This window comes from Actinosynnema sp. NPDC050436, from assembly GCF_040655415.1.
GTDB lineage: Bacteria > Actinomycetota > Actinomycetes > Mycobacteriales > Pseudonocardiaceae > Actinosynnema.
Genome location: NZ_JBFAJV010000018.1, coordinates 104,148 through 116,985 on the forward strand (window position 1 = coordinate 104,148; position 12,838 = coordinate 116,985).

7 protein-coding genes and 1 tRNA gene are annotated in these 12,838 nt (G+C 72.7%); 5 read left to right on the forward strand and 3 right to left on the reverse strand.

The genetic code is table 11. The features are described 5' to 3' along the window. Positions 1–36: 36 nt before the first annotated feature. From AB0I60_RS32425 to aceE, 3 genes are all read right to left on the reverse strand, one after another. Positions 37–1,275, reverse strand: coding sequence for an ABC transporter substrate-binding protein (locus tag AB0I60_RS32425; RefSeq protein ID WP_360736636.1), 1,239 nt, complete (start codon positions 1,273–1,275; stop codon positions 37–39). Further along, the gene (locus AB0I60_RS32430) at positions 1,268–3,259 is read right to left on the reverse strand and encodes a substrate-binding domain-containing protein (RefSeq protein ID WP_360736638.1); all 1,992 of its coding nucleotides are present in this window, start codon (positions 3,257–3,259) and stop codon (positions 1,268–1,270) included. The genes AB0I60_RS32425 and AB0I60_RS32430 overlap by 8 nt, the downstream gene beginning before the upstream one ends. A gap of 400 nt (positions 3,260–3,659) precedes the next feature. Then, the gene (gene aceE / locus AB0I60_RS32435) at positions 3,660–6,407 is read right to left on the reverse strand and encodes a pyruvate dehydrogenase (acetyl-transferring), homodimeric type (RefSeq protein ID WP_360736640.1); all 2,748 of its coding nucleotides are present in this window, start codon (positions 6,405–6,407) and stop codon (positions 3,660–3,662) included. 294 nt (positions 6,408–6,701) lie between these two features. Between aceE and AB0I60_RS32440 the strand changes: the two genes are divergently transcribed. The 5 genes from AB0I60_RS32440 to AB0I60_RS32460 all read left to right on the forward strand — a co-directional run bounded on the left by AB0I60_RS32440 (position 6,702) and on the right by AB0I60_RS32460 (position 12,790). Then, positions 6,702–7,133 (forward strand): DUF3052 domain-containing protein, encoded by a 432-nt coding sequence (locus AB0I60_RS32440; RefSeq protein WP_360736643.1) that lies wholly within the window; start codon positions 6,702–6,704, stop codon positions 7,131–7,133. A gap of 91 nt (positions 7,134–7,224) precedes the next feature. Beyond that, a complete protein-coding gene (locus tag AB0I60_RS32445) occupies positions 7,225–7,689 on the forward strand; it encodes a peroxiredoxin (RefSeq protein ID WP_360736646.1) in 465 nt (154 codons plus the stop codon). A gap of 40 nt (positions 7,690–7,729) precedes the next feature. Continuing rightward, positions 7,730–7,804: transfer RNA gene (locus AB0I60_RS32450), tRNA-Val, on the forward strand. A 171-nt stretch (positions 7,805–7,975) separates the two neighbouring features. Continuing rightward, the gene (locus AB0I60_RS32455) at positions 7,976–8,155 is read left to right on the forward strand and encodes a hypothetical protein (protein ID WP_360736649.1); all 180 of its coding nucleotides are present in this window, start codon (positions 7,976–7,978) and stop codon (positions 8,153–8,155) included. Positions 8,156–8,557: 402 nt separating this feature from the next. Beyond that, positions 8,558–12,790: a hypothetical protein gene (locus AB0I60_RS32460; protein ID WP_360736652.1), complete on the forward strand. Its 4,233-nt coding sequence runs from the start codon at positions 8,558–8,560 to the stop codon at positions 12,788–12,790. Positions 12,791–12,838: the final 48 nt, after the last annotated feature.

Sequence of the window (12,838 nt, forward strand, 5' to 3'; positions counted from 1 at the left end):
CTCGACCCGCCCGCACCGGTCGGCTGCGCGCAGCGGTCAGCGCCCGCTCAGGGCCCGGGTCACGTCGCTCGTGAGCTGTCCCAGCTCCGCGTCCAGCGAGCCCGGGTTGCGCAGGGACGCGTGCACCGCGCCCTGCACGACCCGCGACACCTCGTCGTAGTGCGCCGTCGGCGGGCGGTTGCGGGCGGTGACCAGCGCGCCCCTCAGCACGCCCAGGTGGGGAAGGCGGGCGTTGAGGGCGGGCTCCCGGTACAGCGCCCGCAGGGTCGGCGGGTAGCCCGCCTGCTCCAGCAGCGCCCGCTGGCTGTCCTCGCCGGTCAGGAACCGGATGAACTTGCGCGCCGTCGCCTGGTGCTTCGAGCACCTCGACACCGCCACGTTCCACCCGCCCAGCGCCGCCGGGCCGGGCAGCGCCGCCATGCCGAACCGGCCCTTGAGCGGCGACGCCTCCAGCAGCGCCCGCGCGTACGGCCAGTTGCGCAGGAACACCGCCCGGCCCTCCGCGAACTCCCGCAGGCTGTCCGACTCGTCGTAGGTCAGCGCGTCGCGGGGGATCCACCCCTCCTCGACACCCCGCGCCAGCGCCCCGATCCCGGCCCGCGCCTCCGCCGAGTCCCACTGCGGGACCGGGCCGCCGCCGTGCGCCCACACGGCCTCCAGGGCGTTCACGGTCAGCCCCTCGTACCGGTCGAGCTGGCCGACGTACCCGGCCATCCCGTTCGCCGGCCCGAGCGATTCGGCGATCCGCTCCAGGTCCGACCAGGTCGGCGGCGACACCTCGTGCGCGGCGGACAGCAGGTCGGACCGGTAGTAGAGCACCCCGGCGTCGGCCCGCCACGGCACCGCCCACAGCCGCCCGTCCCCGGTCGTGGAGGACTCCACCGCCGCCGGCAGGAACCGGTCCACGTCGAACTCGGCGGGCGTGAGCGGGGCCAGGTAGCCGGCCTCGGCGAACTCCGCCGTCCACACCACGTCCAACGTCATCACGTCGTAGCACTGCGCCTGGTAGTCGCCCCGCGCGCCCACCAGGTCCTGCGCGCGGGCCATGAGCTGGGCGCGGTAGGCGTCCGTGGGCGACGGCAGCGGCACGTACGTCACCTGCTCGTGCCGCCCCGCACGGGCGTTCCACTCGTCCACCCGCTGCTTGATCTGCCGCTTGGACAGGTCCCAGCTGTCCACGAAGGTGATCCGCCCCTGGCCGTCGCGCGCGGGGTCGGCGGTCGGCGCGACGCACCCCGCGAGCAGCACCGCCACCAGCACCAGCCACCTAGCCACCCGCACCCCACAGCCCGTCCGCGACGCGGTCCAGCGCCCCGTCCACGTCCCGCTCCTCGAAGCAGTCCCCCCGGTAGGCGGCCTGGAAGACCCCGAGCTGGCTGACCGCCGAGCACGCCCGGTCGGCGAACCCGACGCCGAACACGGTGACCGGCGAGTCCAGCACGGCGGGCCGCACCGCCGCAGCCGCCGGCGCACCGCCGCTGAGGATCACGATCGGCTGGTCCGCGCCGAACTCGGCGACGCCGCGCTCCACCACGCCCGCCAGCTCGTCGGGCGCGAAGTCCAGCCGCAGCACCCGCCCGCGCGGCCCGACCAGCTCGGTGAGCCGGACGGCGAGCTGCTCGGCGCGCTCCGACCCGTCCACCGCGAGCACCACCCGGGTCGGCGGGTCGGCCGCCCGCCACGCCGCGCGCACGGCCGCCGCGTCCACCCGCAGCGGCAGCTCGGCCGGGCGCTCCGGCCGGATGCCCTCGTGCGGCTCGGGCACCCAGTCCCGGTCGCGGAAGCCGGCGTGCCGGAACGCCTCCTGCGCCGGCCCGTCCCGCAGGTGGCCGAGGAACCGCTCGACCACGGCGTCGCGCCGCCGGTTCGGCGGCCGGTCGTGCCGCACCACCGCCACGAACGGGTGGTTCAGGTGGACGGTGCCCTCGGCCGGGTAGAGCACCCGCAGGCAGGTCAGGTCGCGGATCGCCTTCTCCGAGCCGAGCACCGCGCGGTCCCCCGCCGGGCACACGGCGGCGGGTTCCGGGGCGGTGCGCAGCGCCACGTCCCGCAGCCGCCGCGCCACGTCCGCGCCGCCCAGCACCCGCGCGTCGAGCACCTCGCCGCCCAGCTCGGCCCGCTCCAGCGCGACGGCCGCCGCCAGGTCCGCGCCCGACCCGGCCGGGTCGACCGGCGCGAGGGTCCGGAACGCGGCCAGGTCGCGCCACTGGAACGCGCCGTCCCGCGCCCGGCCCGGGGCGACACCCAGCACCAGCGGCGAGTACGCGACCGGCTCCCGGTCGACCAGCTCGACGTCGCTGCGCCCGCTGCCCTCCAGCACCGCGCGCACCTCGTCCAGCTCCCAGCGGGTGTCCGGCAGCCACACGTGCGGCTCGGGGCTCATCGCCGCCGTGTCGCCGTCCGGCCAGCCCCGGCCCAGCGCCGCCGCGCTCGGTTCGGACGCGCCGACCGCCACGTGCACGTCGACCTGCTTGCACCCGGTGTCGTCGAAGGAGCGCGACCGGTCCTCGAACTCGGCCGCCAGCGTCCGCACGACGTCCGCCTTCTCGGCCGAGGTGAGCACGTTGAGCTGCACCGGGTCCGGGCACGGCGGTTCCGGCGCGGGCGCGGCCAGCAGCGCGTCGCAGGACAGCGGCGCGACGAGCAGGGCGACCAGCACCGGCACCGCCCACCGCACGCGGGGCAGCGCCGGACGCGGCCGGGTCGGCGCGCGGGGGTGGTCGGGACGGCCGATCCACGCCGTGCCGCGCACCTCCTTCACGTCCACCGCGACCCGCCGGAACGAGTCCGGGTCGCAGCCGGCGTCCTCGCGGACCACGTCCCGGTAGAACCGGTCGGACACGATCAGCGCCAGCTCGCCCGGCCGCCGCTTCAGCTCCTCGCGCAGCGGGGCGCAGTCCAGCAGCCGGAACGCCAGCACCAGGCCGTCGCCCATCACGCCGTTGCCGTCGTTGAGCACCTCGCCGGCGGTGATCGCGGCCCGCAGCCTGATCCCGGTCTGCGGCCGGAACATCGCGTTGTACCGGCGGAGCTGGCCCACCAGGGCGTGGGGCAGGGCGCTGACCACGCGGCTGTTCGGCACGCCGGCGGGCACCAGCACGAACAGCCCGTCGCCCCGGTCCTCGTGGTAGGTGCCGTCCCAGTCGTCGGTCCACGGCACGCCGCACTCGGCGAACGCGGCCTCCAGCGCCCCGTACAGACCGTGCCGCACGGCCTGCTGCTGGCTCAGGTCGAGCGCGCCGAAACCGGAGACGTCCACCGCCAGCATCGTCCGGTGGACCGCGGGCCGCGGCGTCCCCATTGCCCCCCTCGTCGGACCTGTTCCGCCGGTTCCATGGTGCAGATCACAGTCGCGTGCGACGCGGCGATGCGCAACACCCGCCGCACGCGTGTCTGATCGCCGCTGAGGCGCTCGTGACCGCCGACCCCTCCCCGGGCCCGCTGTCACGGCCGCGCGGGGCCTGAGCGCCCTCCCAGGGGCTCTTACGGGCATCGCGCGGTCGCGCCCGCCTCCGCCGCGATCCGTGACGCCGATCGTAGGAGCGACCACCGCACGCTCTACCGCAAAAGGCGTGTGGGGCTCGACCCGTTCGGGTGAGCCCCACACGCCTCCGCACGTCGCCGCACGAGCCCGGTCCACCGGGCCGCCGGCGCGACCGCTACGCCAGACCCGCGTCCGAGGTAGACGGGCCGGCCGCGTTCACGTCGTCGATCCGGTACTTGCGCGCCGCCTGCACCACCAGCGACTGCTGGACCTCGCCGCGCTTGGCCAGCGCCGCCAGCGTGGCGACCGTGATCGACTCGGCGTCCACCAGGAAGTGCCGCCGCGCCGCCGGGCGGGTGTCGGAGAAGCCGAACCCGTCCGTGCCCAGCGTCGTCATGTCGGTCGGCACGTAAGGCCGGATCAGGTCCGGTACCGCCGTCATCCAGTCCGACACCGCGACCACGGGCCCGGCCGCCTCGGACAGCGCCTGGGTGACGTAAGGCACCTTCGGCTCCTGGTCGGGGTTGAGCAGGTTGTGCCGGTCCACCTCGACCGCCTCGCGGCGCAGCTCGGAGTACGACGTCGCGGACCAGACGTCGGCGTGCACGCCCCACTCCTCGGCCAGCAGCCGCTGCGCCTTGAGCGCCCACGGCATCGCCACGCCCGACGCCAGCACCTGGGCGCGCGGACCCGTCCCCGGCGCCGCCTGGTACCGGTACAGGCCCTTGAGCAGGCCGTCCACGTCCAGCCCCTCCGGCTCGGCCGGCTGCTGGTAGGGCTCGTTGTAGACGGTCATGTAGTAGAAGACGTTCTCGGCGTCCTCGCCGTACATCCGCCGCAGGCCGTCCCGCACGATGTGCGCCACCTCGAACGACCACGCCGGGTCGTAGGCGATCACCGCCGGGTTGGTGTGCGCGAGCAGCAGCGAGTGCCCGTCGGCGTGCTGGAGGCCCTCGCCGGTCAGCGTGGTGCGGCCCGCCGTCGCGCCCAGCACGAAGCCGCGCGCCATCTGGTCGGCCGCCGCCCACAGGCCGTCGCCGGTCCGCTGGAAGCCGAACATCGAGTAGAAGATGTAGATCGGGATCATCGGCTCGCCGTGCGTGGCGTAAGACGTGCCCGCCGCCGTGAACGACGCCGTCGAGCCCGCCTCGTTGATGCCCTCGTGCAGGATCTGGCCCTGCTCGGACTCCTTGTACGCCAGCATGAGCTGGGCGTCCACGGACGTGTAGAGCTGGCCGTTCGGGTTGTAGATCTTCTGCGCCGGGAACATCGAGTCCATGCCGAACGTGCGCGCCTCGTCCGGGATGACCGGCACGATCCGGTGCCCGATCTCCGGGTCCTTGGCCAGGTCGCGGACCAGCCGGACGAACGCCATGGTGGTGGCGACCTCCTGCTTGCCCGAGCCGCGCCGGACCACGTCGTAGACCTTGTCACCGGGCAGCACCAGCGCCTTGGACTTCGTGCGGCGCTCCGGCACGAAGCCGCCGAGCTGCTTGCGGCGCTCCATCAGGTACTGGATCTCCGGCGAGTCCTCGCCGGGGTGGTAGTACGGCGGCAGGTACGGGTCGAGGTCCGCGTCCGCGATCGGGATGCGCAGGCTGTCCCGGAACAGCTTCAGGTCCTCGTGGGTCATCTTCTTCATCTGGTGCGTGGCGTTGCGCCCGGCGAAGTGCGGGCCCAGGCCGTAGCCCTTGATGGTCTTGGCGAGGATGACCGTCGGCTGCCCGTGGTGCTCGGTGGCCGCCTTGTACGCCGCGTAGACCTTGCGGTAGTCGTGGCCGCCGCGCTTGAGGTTCCACACCTCGTCGTCGGACATCGGCGTGACGAGCTCCTTCGTCCGCGGGTCGCGGCCGAAGAAGTGCTCCTTGACGTAGGCCCCGTCGTTGGCCTTGTACGTCTGGTAGTCGCCGTCCGGCGTCTGGTTCATCAGGTTGACCAGCGCGCCGTCGCGGTCCGCGTGCAGCAGCGAGTCCCACTCGCGGCCCCAGATGACCTTGATGACGTTCCAGCCGGCGCCCCGGAAGAACGCCTCCAGCTCCTGGATGATCTTGCCGTTGCCGCGCACCGGCCCGTCGAGGCGCTGGAGGTTGCAGTTGACCACGAAGGTCAGGTTGTCCAGCTGCTCGTTGGCGGCGATCTGGAGCAGGCCGCGCGACTCGGGCTCGTCCATCTCGCCGTCGCCGAGGAACGCCCACACGTGCTGGTCGGAGGTGTCCTTGATGCCCCGGTCGCGCAGGTACCGGTTGAACCGGGCCTGGTAGATCGCGTTCATCGGGCCCAGGCCCATGGAGACGGTCGGGAACTCCCAGAAGTCCGGCATCAACCTCGGGTGCGGGTACGACGGCAGGCCGCCGCCGGGGCCCGCGTGCGAGTACTCCTGGCGGAACCCGTCGAGCTGCTCGGCGGACAGCCGACCCTCCAGGAACGCCCGCGCGTAGACCCCGGGGGACGCGTGGCCCTGGATGAACACGTGGTCGCCGCCGCCGGGGTGGTCCTTGCCCCGGAAGAAGTGGTTGAAGCCGACCTCGTAGAGGCTCGCGGAGGAGGCGTAGGTCGAGATGTGGCCCCCGACACCCACCCCCGGCCGCTGCGCGCGGTGCACCGTCATCGCCGCGTTCCACCGGATCCACGCCCGGTAGCGGCGCTCCACCTCCTCGTCGCCGGGAAACCACGGCTCGCGCTCGGTGGGGATGGTGTTGACGTAGTCCGTGCTGGTCAGCGACGGCACGCCGACGTGGCTCTCCCTGGCCCGCTCGAGCAGCCGCAGCATCAGGTAGCGGGCGCGCTGCTGCCCGCCGCCCTTGAGCGCGGCGTCGAAGGACTCCAGCCACTCCGCGGTCTCCTCCGGGTCGATGTCCGGGAGGTGGGCGGCCAGGCCGTCACGGATGACGTGCACCCGTTCGGGAGTGTTCTGGGGGCTCAAGGGATCTCCTCGTTCCGGGGTCTCTGACTCCCATCGTCACCCGAGGTGCCCGATCCGGGCAGTGCTACCCGCGGGTAGTTCCGGATCGTGCCCCTCGCGCGCGCGAATAGGAGGTGTGCACAGCGTGCCTCATCCGGATGGAGGAACGCATCCCGGGGTACCCGATGCGGCGTGTCCCGCCTGTTACGGTTGCGCTTAGCAGGCCCGACAGTGTTCGCTAACCGCGACTGGTAGTGACATCGCGCGGCAGTCGAACCCGGCTGCCGCTCTTGTGTACTTGGAGGAGTGGAAGCCGTGGTCGCCGCGGAAGACGCCGGCAAGATCGGTGTCGCCGACAGGCTCGGGTTCGCACCGGGCAACGTGGTCCAGGAGATCGGCTGGGACGAGGACGTCGACGACGACCTGCGTGCCGCGATCGAAGAACGCATCGGCAGTGATCTGATCGACGAGGACTCCGACGAGGTCGTCGACGTGGTCGTGCTGTGGTGGCGCGACGACGACGGGGACCTGGCCGACGCCCTGATCAACGCCACCACGGCGCTCGCCGACGAGGGCGTGATCTGGGTCCTGACGCCCAAGACCGGGCGCGAGGGCCACGTGGAGCCGAGTGACATCGCCGAGAGCGTGTCCACCGCGGGGCTCGCCCAGACCTCCAACATCACCGCGAGCGCCGACTGGACGGCCACCAGGCTGGTGTCCCCGAAGTCGGCCAAGTCCAAGCGCTGACCACGGCCCGACCGCGCTGCCGCTAGGCTCGACGGCGGGCTCCACAGGGGTGGGGCCCGTCTTCTCGGGCTGGTTCGCGGAAGGGTGTGGGATGGCGGTCGAGGTCGGTTCGGAGGCTCCGGACTTCACGCTGGACGACTACAACAAGCAGCCGGTGGCGCTGTCGTCGTTCCGGGGTGGGCGCAACGTGCTGCTGGTGTTCTACCCGTTCGCGTTCAGCGGCATCTGCACCGGCGAGCTGTGCCAGGTGCGCGACGAGCTGGCGGCCTACGAGGACGAGAACGTCCAGGTCCTCGGGGTGTCGGTGGACACGCCGTTCAGCCTCAAGGCGTGGGCCGAGCAGCAGCGCTACTCGTTCCCGCTGCTGTCGGACTTCTGGCCGCACGGCGAGGTCGCCGCGAAGTACGGCGTGTTCAACGAGGCGGCCGGCCTGGCCAACCGGGGCACGTTCCTGATCGACACGGCGGGCGTGGTGCGCTACGCCGAGGTCAACGCGCCCGGCGAGGCGCGCGACCAGGAGGCGTGGAAGAAGGCAGTGGCCGCGCTGAAGTCCTGATAGCGTTCCCGGCGCCGCCCCGCTCGGGGCCGGCGTCCCCGGGCGTGTAGCTCAGCGGAAGAGCACTCGGTTTACACCCGAGCGGTCGCAGGTTCGAATCCTGTCGCGCCCACCACCGGTCCACGTCGCTGTGTGCGGTTTCACATTTTTCCCGAATAGGACCGAAATTCGCCCGTTATCGTCCTTCGCAGGTCACCGGGGACGTTTTCTTTATTGTCGGGTCAATCATTCGGGGATCCACTATCAGGGCATTGCGTGACCGTCTGCCTGCCGGGACGCTGGACTCATGCACAACGCGGAGCTCCACGTCAAGCTCCCGCCGGACCTGCCGAGCGAGAGCTACGAGGGCATCCGCCAAGCGGTCTCCAGCCTGCTGGAACTCTGGGGCGTCCCGGACGCGGGGGCGCAATTGATCAGCGCCGAAGCCGATTCCGAGGCGATCGGGAGAATCGGCACCGGCGAGTAGCGGAAACTCGGCCGTACGGGTGATCCGCGGCCGGCCGGGCGGCGGTCGCCGCCGAAAAGCGCGACGACCGCCGCAGCCGTGCCTAAGCTGTCCGCGCTCGTGCCGCACGGGCACCCCGGTCAGTCCCGATCCCCCCGCCGTGCCCGCCGCGCCTCCACGACCGCCGCGACGACGGCCAGACCCGCCGAAGCCGTCTGGAGCGCGGCGGTGGCCAGTGCCAGCCACAGGTTCATCGTTGTCCTCCCTCTCCTGGTCGACGGGAGGAACGGTGCCGACGGGGCCGCGTGCCGTCACAGCTTCCGGACGGCCCCGGACAACGGCTCCTCGGCGGGGGGATCGGCGCTGCTCGCGGTGCGTTCCGGTGCCGTCCGCCCCGGACGGTCCGGGGGAGGGAGTCACCGGATGACCGCCGAGGCCGTACCCGGGCTGGGCCAGTTCTGCGCCGACCTGGCCCGGCTGCACGTCGAGTGCGGCCGGCCCAAGCTGCGCGTGGTCGCCGACCGCATCGGTCGCGCGGTGAGCACCATCTCCGACATCCTCAACGGCAAGTACCGGACGAAGGTCCCGGACTGGGAGTTCGTCGCCGCGTTCGTCACCACCTGCGCCGAGCACGCCGAGAAGCACGACCACCGGCCCGTGCTGAGCACCGACCCGGAGGACTGGCGCCGGCGGCACCGCGAACTCGACACCGCCGCGCTGGTCCGCGCCCGGCCGATCACCCCCAACCCGTGGCGGGCGGAGGCCGACTCGCACGCGGTGTGGTGGCGGGTGCCGGACGCGGACCAGCTCCGGCCGAGGGTCGTGGAGATCGCGGGCCACCTGTTCGAGCGGTGGCACGCGGCGGTGCCGGCGGGGGACCGGTGGCTGGAGGACGACTTCGCCGAACGGATGACCGGCCACGTCACCGAACTGCTGGAGACCACGTTGCGGGACTCCGACCTGGACTGCACCGCCGGTGAGGCGGCGCTGCTGGTGCTCGCCCCCTACGTGCACCAGACCCGGACGGCGGTGCTGGCCGAGCGGCTGGTCGAGGTGCGCCCGACCGACCTGGGCCGCCGACCCGACCCGGACCCGCTGCGCAGGAGCTACCAGCAGTTCCTCGACGGTCCCGAGCAGGGCCGGCTGGTCGCCCGCGCCGCGCAGGCAGCCGCGCCCGAGGACGCCGACATCGCGTGGTGGCTGTTCCACCGCTGGGCGGAGACCCGGGCCGCCGACGTCACCGCGTCCGGTGTGCTCGACGAGTTGCCGGTGGACGACCCGCCCCTGCGGCGGATGCTGGGCGACTCGCTCGACCGCCTGGTCCGGCTGTTCCGGCTGGAACCCGAGGCCCTGCGGGACGACCAGCGGCGGCGCCTCAAGCCCCGCATCTCCTACCCGAGGGTCACCACCGCCCAGCAGCACGTCCGGGAGGACCGGATCGGCCTGCTGCTGGCCGTGGCCCACGCGCAGTCGGTCGAGCTGCTGCGGCTGTCGTCGACGCTGGTGGAGCACATCGGCATCCCGAAACCGGTGTACCTGACCCAGCTCCGGGTGACGCTCTCCGACGCGCACTGGGACCACTCGCCGGTGACCCGCCGACTGGCGCTGGTGGCCTCGTGCCGGCACGAGGCCGTGCTGGAGGCCCTGCGCGAGCACGTGGTGCGGACCGACCTGCTGCTCGGTGCCGTCCGGGCCGCCGCCGAGTACGGCCCGCACCTGGAGCCGCTGCGCGATCTGCCGGCGCGGGCGTCCGCCGACCAGGTGGAACCCGCCGAGGAGGACGGCCGCCCGGTGTTCGTCGTGCCCGTGACGAAACTGCGGCTGGACGAGTCGCGGGTGCGGGAGCTGCTGATGGGCGTGCAGCTCTACGGTGACCGCTCACTGGCGATCCGGGAGCTGTACCAGAACGCGTTAGACGCCTGCCGCTACGCCAAAGCTCGCCTGGAGTACCTGGAGCGCACGTCCAACCTGCTGTCCCGCTGGGAGGGCGAGATCCTCTTCCGGCAGGGGGTCGAGGCCGGTCGCCCCTACCTGAGCTGCACCGACAACGGCATCGGCATGGGGGAGTCCCAGCTGCGCGAGGTGTTCTCGCAGGCGGGTACCCGGTTCGCCGACCAGCCGGAGTTCCTGGAGGAGAAGGCGCGCTGGGCCGAGGAGGGCGTGCCGTTCCACCCCAATAGCAAGTTCGGCATCGGCGTCATGAGCTACTTCATGCTCGCCGACGAGATCGAGGTGGTCACCTCCCGGATGAACGACCGGGGCGAGAGCACCGGTTCGACGCTGCGGGTGTCGATCGCGGGGCCCGGCCACCTGTTCCGCATCGAGCCGGACGAGCGCGTCATGCAGGGCACGACGGTCAAGCTGTACCTGCGGGACGGCGTGCCGGCCCCGTCGTGCGTCGAGGTGCTGCAACGCCTCCTCGGCATCGCCGAGTTCCGGACCACTGCCCGGCAGGACGGCGTGCCCCCGGTCGAGTGGGAGCCGGCGGCGTTCAGCTCCCGGTCGGTGCGCGGCGGTGCGGAGGGCATCTTCGCCGGCGGCGCCTTGGTGCCGAGCAGGCACGCCGAAGGGCAGGTCGTCTGGTGCCAGGTGGGTGGCGCGGTCCTGGTCGACGGCATCCACGTCCAGTTGCCCAGGAGTGCGGTCGGCGTGGATGGCGGCCACGGGCTGCGCGGGGCGGTCGTCAACCTGACCGGCCACCGGGCACCCTCGCTGACCGTGGACCGGACGTCGGTGCTGGGCGACGTGTCCGGGCACGTGCGGGCGCTGCTGGACAGCGCGGCCGACGACCTCCTCGACGCCCGCCACCCCGCGTTCGACTTCGACTGGCTCTGCGAGGTGGCGGCGGAGTCCCCCGAGGTCGCGGACGTGGTCGCCCTCGCGGCGGCACGGCGCGGCGACCGGCTGCACTCGCTGAGCGGCCCGGTCGACGCGGCGGTCACCGGGTGCTTCCCGCTCGACCCTTTCCTCACCCGGCGCGCGAGCCTGAGCAACCACGGGCAGATCAGGAGCGGTCGTCTGGACAGGCGCGTGCAGGCCGCCAACATCACCCTGTGGCGGCTGGTCGTGTCTGCTCCCGGACTGCTCGCCGGTCGTCTGCCGGACTGCGGCCGGCCGCCGCTCGCGCTGCCCAGCGACCAGTTCCTCATCACCCCGCTCGGCGCCGGGAGCGACCAGGTGGTACCCCCGGGGCACGTCGTGTCGAAGGCGGTGGCCTCGAACCGGGACCCGCGTTCCGTCGCGGCGCGCTTGGCGGTGCTCGGCTTCGACGTGGGCGACGTGACGCGTTTCCCGGACCGGGACGAGTTCGACCACGTCGATGTGACCCTGCTGAGCCGAGGGCGCGTGGACGGCCCGGTTCCCTGGTACGACGCCGGGGCCACCGTGCCGCTGGGGCACCTGATCGCCGTGCAGATTACCACCGGCCGGGTGTTCGAGGAGGTGGTCGACCGAATGCGGCGGTACTCCCTCGACCCGGCGCGGTCGGCCGGCGACGTGGGGGTGCTGTCCCACTTCGACCAGGTACTGGTCAGTCGGAACCTCAACGGTCGAGCACCCTGGCTGGAGCAGGCCGACCGGGTCGGGCTCGGCCACGTCTACTACGCGGCCCACCTGTTCAACCGGGAGGTCGAGGCGGTGGCGGAGCGCTTGACCGTGCTCGGCTTCACCACCAGGCCCGGAAACCTGCGGCCGGACTGGCTGGACCGGGTCGGCCCGGCCGTCGAGGGGCTCCTGCTGGCCGAGTCGGGACTCCCGGACACCGCGACCGTGCCGATGTCCCAACTGGTCAACGCAGCTCAGTTGTGGCTGGTCCCGCCGGCCGAGGCGGTGCGCAGGTTCGCCGACCTGGGGCGCCCGGCGACCCAGCCGGCCGACTTCGACCCGGGTGACCGGGTGCTGCTGCCGCCGGCGGTTGTGCAGGGAGCGCTGGACGAGCCGTTGGTCGTGGACGTCCGCTACCTGCTCACCGTCGCCGACCGGGTGGGGCAGGAGCCCCGCGAGGTGGCCGCCCGGCTGGTCGAGTTGGGGTACGAGGTCCCGCCGTGCGCGTTCGACGACCAGCCGTTCGACGGCTTCGACAGGCAGCTCCAAGAGCCCGACTACTCCAGCTCGGGAGGGCTGCTCGCCAGGAACGACTACAACGCGTACCAGGTGGTCGACTTCGCCCACGACTACGACCTGGCACCCTCCTACGTGGCGAAGCGACTGACCCGGCTCGGCTATTCCGTGCCCGCGCTGTCGCACCTGGCGGAGCCGCTGACCCAGATCGAGTACCGGCTGTTCGACGTGTGGGACGACGACCTGGCGGCGGCCCCGCCGGGCGGTGAGGTGCCCTTCGCGCACGTTCTCCAGGTCGCCCGGTCGGGTGGCTGGCCCATCGCCGAGGTGGTGGCCGCTGTGTCCGGGATCGGTCACTCGGTGCGCGGTGCCGGCGTGCCGGACGAGGAGGTCGACCAGACGTCTCTCGACGTCCTGGAAGAGATCAAACCCGTCGAGCCGGTCACGCTTGCGTCGCTGCTGTCCATCTCGCTGTGGCTGGAGGTGCCGGTCACCGAGGTGCACGCGAGGCTGGCCCGGTGGGGGCTGGAGGTACCGGACCTGGACGTCGAATTACCCGAGCTGGCGAAGCGCCTGTCGTTCGACGCCGTCGACTAGCTGCGGCCTGCCCGAGCGCGTCAGCGCGGAGAAAGCCCCGGACAGCGC

Excerpts from the sequence above, each read along its gene's own strand:
- AB0I60_RS32445 (WP_360736646.1), top strand. The coding sequence starts at position 7,225 with ATGGCGGTCGAGGTCGGTTCGGAGGCTCCGGACTTCACGCTGGACGAC.
- AB0I60_RS32455 (WP_360736649.1), top strand. The coding sequence starts at position 7,976 with ATGCACAACGCGGAGCTCCACGTCAAGCTCCCGCCGGACCTGCCGAGC.
- AB0I60_RS32460 (WP_360736652.1), top strand. The coding sequence starts at position 8,558 with ATGACCGCCGAGGCCGTACCCGGGCTGGGCCAGTTCTGCGCCGACCTG.